The sequence below is a fragment of the Rheinheimera sp. MMS21-TC3 genome (genome assembly GCF_032229285.1).
Classification (GTDB): Bacteria; Pseudomonadota; Gammaproteobacteria; order Enterobacterales; family Alteromonadaceae; genus Alishewanella.
Genome location: NZ_CP135084.1, coordinates 125,827 through 137,847, shown reverse-complemented (window position 1 = coordinate 137,847; position 12,021 = coordinate 125,827). Strand labels below are relative to the sequence as shown.

The following is a 12,021-nucleotide window of genomic DNA, read 5'->3' as shown; positions in this document are numbered from 1 at the left end:
ATTACTTTACAGGGAAGTAAAATTTAATAGAGCTACCCGTTTTACCCGTTAGCTTTTCTAGCTGCACTTTATCACCAGAGAGTACAGCTTCTATTTCATGACTTTGCAGGCCATAGCTTTCTAATGTTTGAGCAGGGGATGTTGCGTAATCTTGTTGTAATTTAGGGTTTGTTGCTAATTCGGCAATAAACTTATTTAAATCTGACATAAAAACTCCTTATTAATACCAATAGGTCCATCTTCTATCAGTCTAAATAAACTGAACAAGAATAATGTAGGTGAAATGACAGCAGGTAACAACAGTTCTAGTTATATTTTTGCAATTAATGTTTGGAGCTTAATGCTAAGGGGTGGTTAATATTTAAGTAGTTGCGACTTAATTCGGCTCATTGCATGCATGTTATGCAATAATTAAGATTATAAATAAGCGGCAGAGAATTGATTAACAACATGAATTATTTACCTGAGGTAATACAGATTGCTGAACAGGCGGGCGAAGCAATTATGGCTATTTATCAACAGGATAATACGGCTTTTAATATTACCGATAAAGCCGATGCTTCACCGCTTACTGCTGCTGACTTGGCCGCTCATCAGCTTATTGTTCGTGCGCTAACAAAATTAACGCCAGACTTGCCAATATTGTCTGAAGAAGCCGCAGATATTAGTTGGCCTATACGGAAAAACTGGCAACAGTATTGGTTAGTTGATCCTTTAGACGGCACTAAAGAATTTATTAAACGTAATGGTGAATTTACCGTTAATATCGCGCTTATTGCTGCCGGTGAGCCGATATTAGGGGTTGTTTATGCGCCGGCTTTACAAAAACTGTATTACGCCAGTAAAGAACAGGGCGCTTTTTTAAAGCAAGCGCAAACAATTCATCGGCTAAGCGTTAATACTAAAGTAAGAGATAACGGTATTATTGTTGTTGGTAGCCGCAGCCATCCTAGCCCAAAACTGGCAGAATATTTAAGTCAATTTCCTAAGTATCGTTTGTTGCCGGTAGGTAGCTCATTAAAGTTTTGTATGTTGGCTGAAGGCTGTGCTGATTTATATCCACGGTTCGGCCCAACTATGCAGTGGGATACGGCTGCTGGGCATATTGTTGCACTTGAAGCAGGCGCTAAGGTGCAGTTCGCTGGCATAGCTAACAAGGTGTACCACCGAGAAAGCTTATTAAATCCGGAGTTTATTGTCTCTGCTTGACCTTTTCCAGTACACTTATCCTAATTAATAAGGGTGAAATATGCGTTTAGATAAATTTGTTTGTGAAAGTACCGATTTAACTCGGAGTCAGGCCGGTAAAGTTATCCGTCAAGGTTTAGTTACAATAAACGGTACCTTAGTAAAACAAGCCGCATTACAAGTGACTGCTGATGATGTAGTGTGCTTAGACGAGCAGCAAATCAATATTATAGGTAAGCGTTATATTATGCTGCATAAACCTGCTGGTTATGTTTGCTCTACTAGCGATCCGGATCATCCAACGGTGTTCACATTGCTTGATGAACCTTTACTTGAGCGTTTGCATACGGTTGGTCGGCTAGACTTAGATACTACAGGTCTAGTGTTGATAACGGATGACGGTCAATGGTCGCATCGCATTAGTAGCCCTAAACATCATGTTGCTAAAACCTATAGAGTATGGACAGCAGATCCTATTCCTGTCTCAGCAATAGCGCAGTTTGAGCAAGGGGTAATGTTACGTAGTGAGGCTAGCCCAACTTTACCTGCTCAATTAGAGTTAATCGGTGAAAAAGAAGCTTTACTGACTATTCAAGAAGGTCGTTATCATCAAGTGAAACGTATGTTTGCCGCTATTGGCAATAAGGTTGAACAGCTGCATCGTGAAAAAATAGCCGCTTTGCAATTACCGGATGATTTAATGGAAGGTGAGTATAGGGTGCTAACTCAGCATCAATTGCAATTGTTGGGTCTAAAATAAATGCCTTTGTTACTTTGCTTTTTTATCGGTTTATCTATTTTTAGTAATCAAGCGCTTAGTAGCCAAGTTTCCGCTTGGACATTATATAAAACTAAAGACCAAGTTAAGGTTGAATATCGCAGATTAGATACTGGGTTGTTAGAGATCCGAGCAGAGGTTCGGTTAGTGTCTAATATGGGAGCTTTTTTACATTTACTCAATGACACTGATGTTATTAGCCAATGGGTAGAAAATGCCGAGCGGGTAGAAATACTCGACTCAGCTGAAGCGCACAGTAATATTGTCCACACTTATTTTAAGGCCACCTGGCCAGTGTCACAGCGTGATATGGTTACCCACTCAGTCTGGAGCCAAGATAATGAGGGGGTTTTAAGTTTACAAGTTACCGACTTGGGGCATGACTACCCTACAGTTGCTGGCTATGTCAGGATGCAACAGGTTAAATCTTGGTGGCGGCTAACGCCAGAAGATGAAGGTGTAGTGTTAATTGAATATCAGGGCCAAGCCGATCCCGCTGGTAACCTGCCACATTTTATTGTAAACCGTGTCGCTTTAAGTGCGACCTTAAAAACTTTTATAAAATTACAAAAAATGTTGCCGCTATATCCAGCTGCTTATCCGAGTATTAATGAAAAAAAAGCCGCTAATTAGCGGCTTTTGGGGTGTGGAATTAGCTTAGAATTTAACTAGCTCACCTTTTAATGCAACACCTGCCATAATTCGGCCTGCGCCACAGTTATACTCAGTAGCACTACTAAATTCATTGTTTTTATAGTTAGAGCGGATATTAATTACTGCATCATAACCACGTTTTTGCGCCGCTTCTTGTAAGGCTTTAATTGCAGATAATAATACCCACTGACAAGCTTCATCGTCTGACTTACCTAAACCATTGGTTTTTTTATTGGTACTAATGTCACCCCAGCTATTGCTTACTTTAGGGTGATTTTGGCCAGCAAAGTAAAATGGCACATCTAACAGAGCTTGCTTAGCCTTATCTGTGCCAACAATATCGGCTAAAGGCATAGTGAGAACGTTGTCGCGTGCTGCCGCTGTACCACAGAAGAATACCGTGCTTAACGCTGCTGCTAGTATTAATTTAGTTTTCATAAATAACTCCTTGTTGATTAAAAATCCAGGCAAAGGCTATACCAAAGCTGACATTATGCTGACGTTGCACTAGTGGGCTATCACGATAGCTTGCTTGCTGTAAATTATCGTAGCGGACAAAGCCGCCTAGCCACCACTGCTGATAACGCCAACTTAGCCCGCTTGATAAACGCCAACCGGAAAAGCCTCCATCTGCCTGATACTGCGTTCTTTGCAGGTTAACATATTGTTGCTCAACGCCATACAAATACTGATGGAATTGCGCCGTGCTCCAAATTGCTGCCAATTGGCTGCTAAATTGTACTTTATTACTTAACGATTTACGCCAACGCAAGTGAGGTTCAAATCGCCAACCAACACTTTGCCAATGTTGTAAATTGGTTGCAACTGCTTTTCTTAATGCTAGACGTAATGTTAGCTCATTGTTGGCAAGGTGGTGGATATTATAATCTAATGTTGGGCCTGCCTCGGCAATCCAGTGCAAGTCAGGCATATCTTTACGGTAGGGATTGTTTTCACTGTTTACTGGTAAAGCCCCGCCTAAACTAAGATTTAAAGACCAGTTGCCAGACTGAAATAACTGGCCTAGCGCTTCGGTTTGATTCACCTTAATTTTATCGCTTTGATAAACGATATATGGAAAGGGTAGCAGGTAATGTTGGTTAACCGTTGAGCCTAAGTAATCAGGTAACTGGCTATAAGTTGCACCAACACCAAAAGCAAAAGCGGCTTTAGGCTCTGTACTTGCATAGGCTTGGCTCTGATTAACAGCACACAAAAATATAATGGGTAATGCAAATAAGCCGTGCCATCGCATTATCATTTATTTAAGCCAACGGTTAAAAATGAGTGATGTATTAATGCCACCAAAGGCAAAATTATTGCTCATTACATAGTTAGTTTGTAAGTTTCTACCTTGACCGACAATATAATCTAGTTTGGCGCAGTCTGGGTCTGGTGTTGTTAAGTTTAATGTTGGCGCAAACCAATTGTCATGCAACATCATTATGCTAGCCCAGCTTTCAATAGCACCACAGGCACCAAGCGTATGGCCAAGGTAGCTTTTTAGCGAGCTAATAGGTGTGTTGCCGCCAAATACACGAGCTGTAGCATGGCTTTCTGCAATGTCACCACGATCGGTAGCTGTGCCATGGGCGTTGATATAACCTATGCTGCTAGCAGGAATATTGGCATCTTCTAGCGCTAAGCGCATAGCGGCCTCCATAGTGGTATCGGTAGGTTGGGTAACGTGCACACCATCAGAATTTGAGCCAAAACCAACTACTTCAGCATAAATTGTTGCACCTCGGGCAAGGGCATGCTCTAACTCTTCTAAGATTAAAGTGCCTGAACCCTCACCAATTACTAAGCCATCTCGGTTTTTATCAAAAGGTCTAGGGGTTGATTTTGGCATGTCATTTTTTGTGCTAGTGGCATATAAAGTATCAAAAACAGCAGCTTCAGTAGCGCAAAGCTCTTCTGCGCCACCAGCTACCATTAGCTTTTGCTTACCATATTTAATGGCCTCATAAGCATAACCAATACCTTGTGAGCCAGATGTACAGGCTGAGCTAGTGGTATAAACTCGGCCTTTAATGCCAAAAAAAACGCCAACGTTTACCGCTGTAGTGTGCGCCATCATTTGAATATAGCTAGTAGCTGTGACGCCGGTCATATCGCCAGTATCCATCATGCGGCCAAAGGCTAAGATAGGGTCAGTACTGCCAATAGAAGAGCCAAAAGCAACACCACAACGGCCATCTGTTAATGCAGGGTGAGTTAATAAGCCAGCATCTATTAATGCTAACTCAGTGCTACGGGTGGCCATTAACGACACTCTACCCATAGAGCGTACCATTTTACGCGAATAATGAGCCGGCTTGATAAAATGCAATACCGGTGCGGCTAACCGCGTGCTCATGTTGCTAAACTTATCCCATTCCGGCATAGCCGTGACGGCATTTTCGCCTTGGATAATTCGCTGCTTAAACTCAGGCCAGCTATCACCAAAGGCAGTAATAATCGACATGCCGGTTACAACAACTCGTTTCATTAGACTAACCCACCATTAACTGAAATCACTTGCCGCGTAATATAGGCAGCGGGCTGTGAAAATAAAAATGCTACTGTAGCCGCTACCTCATTAACAGTTCCGGCGCGACGTAGTGGAATCATCTTCATCACTTCATCAGCGGCCACATCTTGCACCATATCGGTTTCAATTAGACCTGGAGCGACGCAATTGACGGTAATTTTACGTTTCGCTAATTCTAAAGCCAAAGCTTTAGTCGCGCCAATAATGCCTGCCTTAGAAGCACTATAATTAACTTGGCCGCGATTTCCTGCTATGCCAGATACCGAGGCCAAAGTGACAATACGGCCACCTTGACGTAGTTGGATCATGGGCATAACACAGGGGTGCAATACATTATAAAAACCATCTAGGTTAGTATGGATAACTTGATCCCAATCTTGTTCAGTCAACGCAGGAAAAGCGCCATCACGGGTAATGCCAGCATTACATACGACGCCATAGTAAGCGCCGTTTTGGGCAATGTCTTGCTCTATAGCTGTCTTTGCAGCTGTGCGATCGGCAACGTCAAATTGCAGCACAGACGCTTGTTGGCCAAGTGCTTGAATGCTTTGGGCAACGGCTTCTGCACTGTCTCGACCCGAACGGCAATGTACCACTATATCAAAGCCTTGCTCGGCTAAATGTAAGGCGATAGCCTTGCCAATGCCACGGCTTGAGCCGGTAACTAATACTCTTTTCATCACTACTCCGTTAGCCATTCTTGATAGTCTTCAGGTTCAAATACATTAAGCCGTGCGCTAACTAATAATTGCTCTTGGCTGCTTATACTGCATTCAAAGACACTTAAACCTGATGATTCCCTAACTAGCTCTGTTGCACGAACTGTTAACTCAGTGCCTGCAATAAACTCTGTTACTTGTGGCTGATATTTACGACAGCCCAATAAAAACCCAATTTTAACTTGACCACCCGCTTTTAATCTATTGGCCCCAGCATAAGCGGCGATGGTTTGGGCCATATATTCAATACCGACATAAGCAGGTACTGCATTACTAGCCGGATCATAAAAAGGACTACTTTCAGATATTGCTACTTGGCAAATACCATAATCAGCGCCAGCCTCAATAAAATTATCGAGCAAAATCATTGGTGCTCGGTGTGGTAGCACTTGTTCAATGCTATAGCCAGTAATCATGTTGTTTTACCCAGTATTAAAGCCATATTGTTGCCACCAAAAGCAAAAGAATTAGATAAGCAGTATAGTGTCTGTCGTTGTTGCCGTGGTGCAACTAAGTGCAATGCCGGCAAGTTGGGATCTAATACTGCATCCCAGCAATGTGGGATCAAATCTTGTTCAGTATTATACCCAGATAAAGTTAACCAGCACAGGGCAGCCTCAATAGCTCCTGCTGCACCTAAAGTGTGGCCGGTCATACCTTTTGTAGAGCTAGCGGGTGTGTTAGTTAAACCTAAATGCATTAAAGCCTGACTTTCCATGCTGTCATTTAGCGGTGTAGCTGTACCATGCAGATTAATATAATCTAACTGTGCTGGTGTAATACCAGCATTAGTGCAAGCTTGCTTAATTGCTGCCACAGCCCCCCTACCTTGTGGATGAGGAGCTGACATATGATGGGCATCTGACGAGGCTCCCGCGCCCAGCAAAGCAATACCGGCAGAGGATTTTTGCATTAAAAATAATGCTGCACCTTCACCTATATTAATACCATCACGGTTAGCACTAAAAGGCTGACAATGACCTGCTGAAGTTGACTCTAGAGCATGAAAACCATTTAAGGTTAATTGACATAAAGAGTCGACGCCACCAACAATAACCGCATCTGCTAAATCGGCCTGTAATAAGTTTCGGGCACTCATTAAGGCTCTCGCGCTAGACGAACAGGCGGTTGAAATAGCATAACAAGGCCCACTTACCTCAGCGAGCTTGGCAATAAAATCTGCTGGCGCCACCATTTCTTGTATTTGATATTGATAGCCCTCTGGGTAAGTTTGCTGCTGCATATACTGCTGCATTGCCTGTTCGCCTTCTGCGATACCTGAGGTGCTAGTGCCCAATACCACAGCAATACGTGCTGCGCCAAATTCTTGCTTAGCGGCTGCTACTTCTGCAGCAATTTGTTGAAAAGCTAAAGCCGCTAGTTGATTATTGCGACTTTGATAAACGGCTTGCCACTTTGATAAGTCAGGTAAAGGCACATTAACTTCACCTACCACTACCGCTTGCTCAGCGTATAATAAATCAGTGCGCCAGCGCATGCCTTCACGGCTGCCCAAGATGGCATTGTGCCAAACTTGCTGCTTTGACTGACCTAGTGCACAAACTATACCCATAGCACTAAGAATCATTCTGGTCATGGTAAAAAATCCTGCTGTAAGGTGGTAATTTGTAGACTATACATAGCAGCTGTAATAGTAATCTTCTGGCCAGCTGCAAACTGAGCTGGGTTAGTAATTTGCAACAATAGCTTACCATCTTTATCGAACAAACTGCGTTCATTGCCTGTTTGCTGCAATGTCAGCTGCTGTAAGTTGGCTTGCACTTGGTCAGTACTTAATAAAGCCATTTGCATTTGTGCTAACAAAGATTTTGCAAATTCTGGCTGACTAAAAGGCGCTATGCCCGATACTTGCAATTGATGATCAGGCTGATAATTAAGCCGCCATAGCTCTTGGCCTAAGGGTGACACAGCAATAAGTACTATAGCTTCGGGTTGCAACAAGGCGCTGATAATAAACTGCTGTTGTTGTTGCTGATTAACCCAAATAACTTGTTGTAATAGCTGCTGCGACTGGTTAGGCCAAGTATCGCTTAATTGGTAATAGCCATTGCCAAATGCTATCCAACCAGCATCTGGCGTAGGCGTTGACTGACACCCGCTTAGTACTAAAACGAAAATCAGAATTAATCGATACATATTTCCCTTAGTACATTCATTCTGCGTTCTGTTTCAGCTACATAAGGGTTGGTTTCATCCCAAGCGTAACCCGCTAAAATGGCACTGATCATTGCTGTTACACCATCGTTTCGCTTAGTGCTAAAAATGACATCTTGAAAGCGGCCATCATACCAAGCTTCAACAAAGTAGCGGAAGGTCTTAATACCTTTTCGCAGCGGTGCACTAAACTCTTGTTCCCAATCGGGTTGCTCACCTTCAAGTTGACGTAAAACTAGCCTTACAGCGGTAACTGATGAACGCATTGCTATGGTAACCCCAGAGGAAAAAACCGGATCTAGAAATTCACCAGCATTACCGAGTAGCGCATAATTTTTACCATATAATTGGCGCACGCTAGCAGAGTAGCCAGTGATCGTTCTTACTTCATGCAGTGGCTTGGCATTAACCAACAGCTCTGCGAGAGCAGGTGTTTCTTTTAGTTGCTGCCATAAGTTTTCTTGCGTCGTTAGGCTACTATCAAAGCGCTCTGTTTTACCCACAACACCAAAACTAGCAGTACCATCACTAAAAGGAATTAACCAAAACCAAACATCTGGATGCTTATCATGCACGGTAATTAAAATTTTATTGCGATCAAAGGTAGGGCTAGTTATGCCATCTTTAATATGGCAAAAATTAGCTTGGCGTATTGGGAAGTTTGACGGTAATTCTAAATCTAATAAACGCGGTAAAACCCGACCAAAGCCGCTGGCATCTAATACAAAGCTGGCACTAAGCTGGCTGCTATTACCTTGCTCATCCTCAACTGTTAATACGGTGATTTTTGGATCTGAGTTATCAAAGCCCGTAACAGTAATGCCGTAACGGATTTCTAGGCCTTTTTTTTCAGCTTCGTCTGCTAGTAGCTTATCAAATTGAGCCCGTTTTACCTGAAAGGTGGTACCCGGACCTGAGCCAAATTTTTTGGTGAAATCAAAGTCGGTATAATTGCCTCTTCTTAAAAAAGCGGCACCATCTTTATATTGAAACCCTAACTGCTTAGCTTGTTGCTGTAAAGCAGGTTCTAAGCCCGCTATAGTTAAAAACTCCATGCAGTGCGGTAGTAAGCTTTCTCCGATGCTAAAACGTGGGAAGTGTTGTTTTTCAATACTCAGTACTCGCTTCCCAGCATCAGCAAGCATTGCGCCTGCAGTACTGCCGGAGGGGCCGGCACCAATAATAATAACATCAAAGTGCTGCATGAATTTTGTTCTCCTTAACAGCTAAGACACTTAGCAATGGCGATAGTATACAAGCTAAAGCCACGCCCAAAAACACCGTCAAGCCAAAGCTAGCTATGGCTGGGGTTTTACTAAAAGCCAATAATCCAAAGGCTAAACAACTAGTCGTTGCCGACAAAAATACTGCTTGAACTACCTCTTGATGTGGCAGCTTGGCAGTAAAAAATATCCCGTAATCTAGCGCTAATGCCAGCACTAGGAGGGCGGCGATCAGGTTGAAAATATTTAACTGTTGTTGTAACTGTAAACTAATTAATAAAGCGCTGCTTATAGCTAAAACAAGTATTAACATAATAGCGCCTGCTGCACGGCCACCACGACGCCAAAATAAAATAACTATTGCAAGCACTAGCGCTAGTGCTAGCCAAATACTGAGCTGATAGCGTAGCTTTTTTACACTAGCATTAGTATCGGCTATAGGATCTAGCCAGTAGGTATTAGGGTAAGCGTTAAGTAAGGTTAAATCACTACTAGTTAAATTGAGCTTACTTAGTAAAATAACGCTAGCGAACTTATCATTAAGTGGCTGTATTTGCTGTATAAAGCTAGAAGGGAAACTTTCAGGGCTAAGTCGTTTAGTTATTGCTGCGGGTGGTTTAAGTTGCAGCTGTTGCAAATAGTCTTGTCCAGGCTCGCTTTGATAAGCTAGTTGTAATAGTTGTTGTACTTCATCTTGTAATTGCAATGGCGGCACTCGCTGTACTGTCGCTTGCCAGCTGCCTAGCTTGCCTTGTTGCTGCCAAGTATGGAGTAAGGCTTGTAAACTTTGTTCATGTTGCAATAACTGCTCAGTGCTATCACCTAATAAAACAATAAAGCGGCTATCCCAGTTTTGGCCACCAGCGCTACGCACTTGTTGCTCTTGTTGTAGTAATTCGGCGGGGCTTTGATTAAATAGGCGCACATCATCATTAAATTGAATTTGTAATAATAAACTACAACTAACAGCAACAAGGGCTAGGCTGCCAACTGCTAACAGCCATTTCGGCTTGGCTTGGTTGTACTTAAGGCTAAGGTTGGCACAAAATTGTAATAAATATTTATTGACAGTCATGCTAGCTGCAGGTAGCCAGTGCAAAAATACTATTTTTACTGTTAAAAAAGCGACGATTAAACCAACAGCCATAAAAACGGCAACTTGATTTAAAATTGGGAAAGGTAAAAACATTAGCGCTAAATAGCCTAACAGGGTTGTAATTAAGCCTAGTAGCAACGACGGTAGCATGCGTTTAAAGGTCTTATTACCTTTATTTGCTGCAAGCATACCATGAAAAGAGTAGTCGATAGCAATGCCAATTAATGTAGTTGCAAACACTAAACCCAGCACATGGGGCTGCTCAAATAACAGTAGTACAGCGGCTAAACCAAAAGCAGAAGCACAACCTAAAGTGGTCAATGCTAGTATTAGCGGTCGCCAATTGGCAAAGCTAAACCAAATTAATAATAAAATAGCACTAAGTGAGATGCCGCCATAAAGTTGCATTTCAAAACTAGCATTTTTGGCGGCTACGACGGCATGAAACAATACACCGCTGCGGGCTATGTTTAGCGAAGGCCATTGTTGCTGTAGCTGGCTTAATTTCTGCTCTAGCGCATTAGCCATTGCTTGGCCATTATTGCGCTCAAAAGGATCAATATTTAAGCTGGCATACAATAATATAGCCGGTTGCCTTTGCGTAGTTAATTCAAACCATGCCGGTCGTAGTAACAAGCCATTGCTAGTAGTTTGTTGCTCTAAATATTGCTGAGTAAGCAGTAGAGGGTCTTGCTGCAAAGCATTTTCTAGTAAGGGTGATGGGCTATAAAGTCGTTGCCAAGCGGCATCAACTAAAGGTTGATATTGGCCAGAGCGTAGCCATGCTAATTGTTCTGGACTAACTAATAAAGCTTGGTGCTGCTGATACAAGGTCTGTAACTGCTGAAAGGTCGCGCCAGGTTGTAGCCAATGTAAGTGCGTTATGGGCTCTTGTTGTAATTGACTGGCTGCTTGCTGTAACTCGGCTAAGGACACACCACTAAGTAAGAGACTAAGATGGCGGCTGCTATTATTTTGTTGTATTAGCTGCTGCCAAGCAGTATTGTTGCCGGGCAAAGCTGCAGTGATATTGCTACTCCACTTTGCAGAGGGGGCTGCCATAGCTAGATAGAGTAACACTGTTATTGTGGCTAGCCACCACAGATATAAATACTTCTTACTACTTAGCCAACTCACTGCGGCTGACCTTCAGTTTGTAAGCTAATAATAGTGCTATTACCGTTCACTTCGAGCAAGGTCAGGCTCTTAAGTTGGTTAGCACCACAGAGTATTAGTTGGCTGAATATTTGATTTAAAGGTGCTTGCTTTGGTTGTAATTCGGTACAGCTTTCTGGGCTTACCGTTAGGTAAAACTGTTGCTGAATAAAGTCACTGTCTTGTTGTAAAACAGCTAACATTAATTGGCCAACAAATTCACTACCGGCAACTGCAACATACTCTTGTTGTTGCCACTGGCTGACCCCTGTTGTACTAATTAATAGTTTGCTCTCAACCGGCGTGGTGGTATGCCAGAGCATTTGTTGTGGTGCTATCTCTAAATAGCCACTACTACGCAGTGGAACTGGTAAGCCTTGTAAGTTTTTAACTTGCAAAAACCATACTTTGCCATGTAACGGCTGCCACGGCATTAGCTCAGCCTTGGCGTAGGCCAAGCTGCTAAATACAGTGCATAACAGTATAGTAACAAGGCCTTG

General features: G+C 42.7%; 14 protein-coding genes. 3 read left to right on the top strand and 11 right to left on the bottom strand.

Annotation, left to right across the window (positions count from 1 at the left end):
- Nucleotide 1: 1 nt before the first annotated feature.
- On the bottom strand, nucleotides 2-208 hold the full coding sequence (locus RDV63_RS00860; protein WP_313907653.1) for a hypothetical protein: 207 nt from the start codon (nucleotides 206-208) through the stop codon (nucleotides 2-4).
- 242 nt (nucleotides 209-450) lie between these two features.
- Between RDV63_RS00860 and cysQ the strand changes: the two genes are divergently transcribed.
- Genes cysQ through RDV63_RS00845 form a run of 3 tightly spaced genes read left to right on the top strand, consistent with a single transcriptional unit; the run spans nucleotide 451 to nucleotide 2,599 of the window.
- Nucleotides 451-1,209 carry a 3'(2'),5'-bisphosphate nucleotidase CysQ gene (gene cysQ / locus RDV63_RS00855; RefSeq protein ID WP_313907652.1) on the top strand — a complete coding sequence of 253 codons (759 nt, stop codon included), beginning with the start codon at nucleotides 451-453 and terminating at the stop codon, nucleotides 1,207-1,209.
- A gap of 40 nt (nucleotides 1,210-1,249) precedes the next feature.
- Nucleotides 1,250-1,948 carry a 16S rRNA pseudouridine(516) synthase RsuA gene (rsuA, locus tag RDV63_RS00850; RefSeq protein WP_313907651.1) on the top strand — a complete coding sequence of 233 codons (699 nt, stop codon included), beginning with the start codon at nucleotides 1,250-1,252 and terminating at the stop codon, nucleotides 1,946-1,948.
- The gene (locus RDV63_RS00845; RefSeq protein ID WP_313907650.1) at nucleotides 1,949-2,599 is read left to right on the top strand and encodes an START domain-containing protein; all 651 of its coding nucleotides are present in this window, start codon (nucleotides 1,949-1,951) and stop codon (nucleotides 2,597-2,599) included. It begins immediately after the preceding gene.
- A 24-nt stretch (nucleotides 2,600-2,623) separates the two neighbouring features.
- Here the strand turns inward: RDV63_RS00845 and RDV63_RS00840 are convergent, their stop codons facing one another.
- From RDV63_RS00840 to RDV63_RS00795, 10 genes are read right to left on the bottom strand one after another with little or no spacing between them, the layout of a single operon-like run.
- Nucleotides 2,624-3,058 (bottom strand): excinuclease ABC subunit A, encoded by a 435-nt coding sequence (locus tag RDV63_RS00840; RefSeq protein WP_313907649.1) that lies wholly within the window; start codon nucleotides 3,056-3,058, stop codon nucleotides 2,624-2,626.
- Nucleotides 3,048-3,881: a MipA/OmpV family protein gene (locus tag RDV63_RS00835; protein ID WP_313907648.1), complete on the bottom strand. Its 834-nt coding sequence runs from the start codon at nucleotides 3,879-3,881 to the stop codon at nucleotides 3,048-3,050. Before RDV63_RS00835 ends, RDV63_RS00840 begins: the two co-directional genes overlap by 11 nt.
- Nucleotides 3,882-5,111 carry a beta-ketoacyl-ACP synthase gene (locus tag RDV63_RS00830; RefSeq protein WP_313907647.1) on the bottom strand — a complete coding sequence of 410 codons (1,230 nt, stop codon included), beginning with the start codon at nucleotides 5,109-5,111 and terminating at the stop codon, nucleotides 3,882-3,884.
- The gene (locus tag RDV63_RS00825; protein WP_409934813.1) at nucleotides 5,111-5,833 is read right to left on the bottom strand and encodes a 3-ketoacyl-ACP reductase FabG2; all 723 of its coding nucleotides are present in this window, start codon (nucleotides 5,831-5,833) and stop codon (nucleotides 5,111-5,113) included. Before RDV63_RS00825 ends, RDV63_RS00830 begins: the two co-directional genes overlap by 1 nt.
- 2 nt (nucleotides 5,834-5,835) lie before the next feature.
- Nucleotides 5,836-6,288, bottom strand: coding sequence for a hotdog family protein (locus RDV63_RS00820; RefSeq protein ID WP_313907646.1), 453 nt, complete (start codon nucleotides 6,286-6,288; stop codon nucleotides 5,836-5,838).
- Nucleotides 6,285-7,469: a beta-ketoacyl-[acyl-carrier-protein] synthase family protein gene (locus RDV63_RS00815; RefSeq protein ID WP_313907645.1), complete on the bottom strand. Its 1,185-nt coding sequence runs from the start codon at nucleotides 7,467-7,469 to the stop codon at nucleotides 6,285-6,287. The genes RDV63_RS00820 and RDV63_RS00815 overlap by 4 nt, the downstream gene beginning before the upstream one ends.
- Nucleotides 7,466-8,029 (bottom strand): DUF3261 domain-containing protein, encoded by a 564-nt coding sequence (locus tag RDV63_RS00810; RefSeq protein ID WP_313907644.1) that lies wholly within the window; start codon nucleotides 8,027-8,029, stop codon nucleotides 7,466-7,468. Before RDV63_RS00810 ends, RDV63_RS00815 begins: the two co-directional genes overlap by 4 nt.
- On the bottom strand, nucleotides 8,017-9,252 hold the full coding sequence (locus RDV63_RS00805; RefSeq protein ID WP_313907643.1) for an NAD(P)/FAD-dependent oxidoreductase: 1,236 nt from the start codon (nucleotides 9,250-9,252) through the stop codon (nucleotides 8,017-8,019). Before RDV63_RS00805 ends, RDV63_RS00810 begins: the two co-directional genes overlap by 13 nt.
- Nucleotides 9,239-11,503: a hypothetical protein gene (locus RDV63_RS00800; protein ID WP_313907642.1), complete on the bottom strand. Its 2,265-nt coding sequence runs from the start codon at nucleotides 11,501-11,503 to the stop codon at nucleotides 9,239-9,241. The genes RDV63_RS00805 and RDV63_RS00800 overlap by 14 nt, the downstream gene beginning before the upstream one ends.
- Nucleotides 11,500-11,955: an outer membrane lipoprotein carrier protein LolA gene (locus RDV63_RS00795; protein ID WP_313907641.1), complete on the bottom strand. Its 456-nt coding sequence runs from the start codon at nucleotides 11,953-11,955 to the stop codon at nucleotides 11,500-11,502. The genes RDV63_RS00800 and RDV63_RS00795 overlap by 4 nt, the downstream gene beginning before the upstream one ends.
- Between the last annotated feature and the right edge of the window lie 66 nt (nucleotides 11,956-12,021).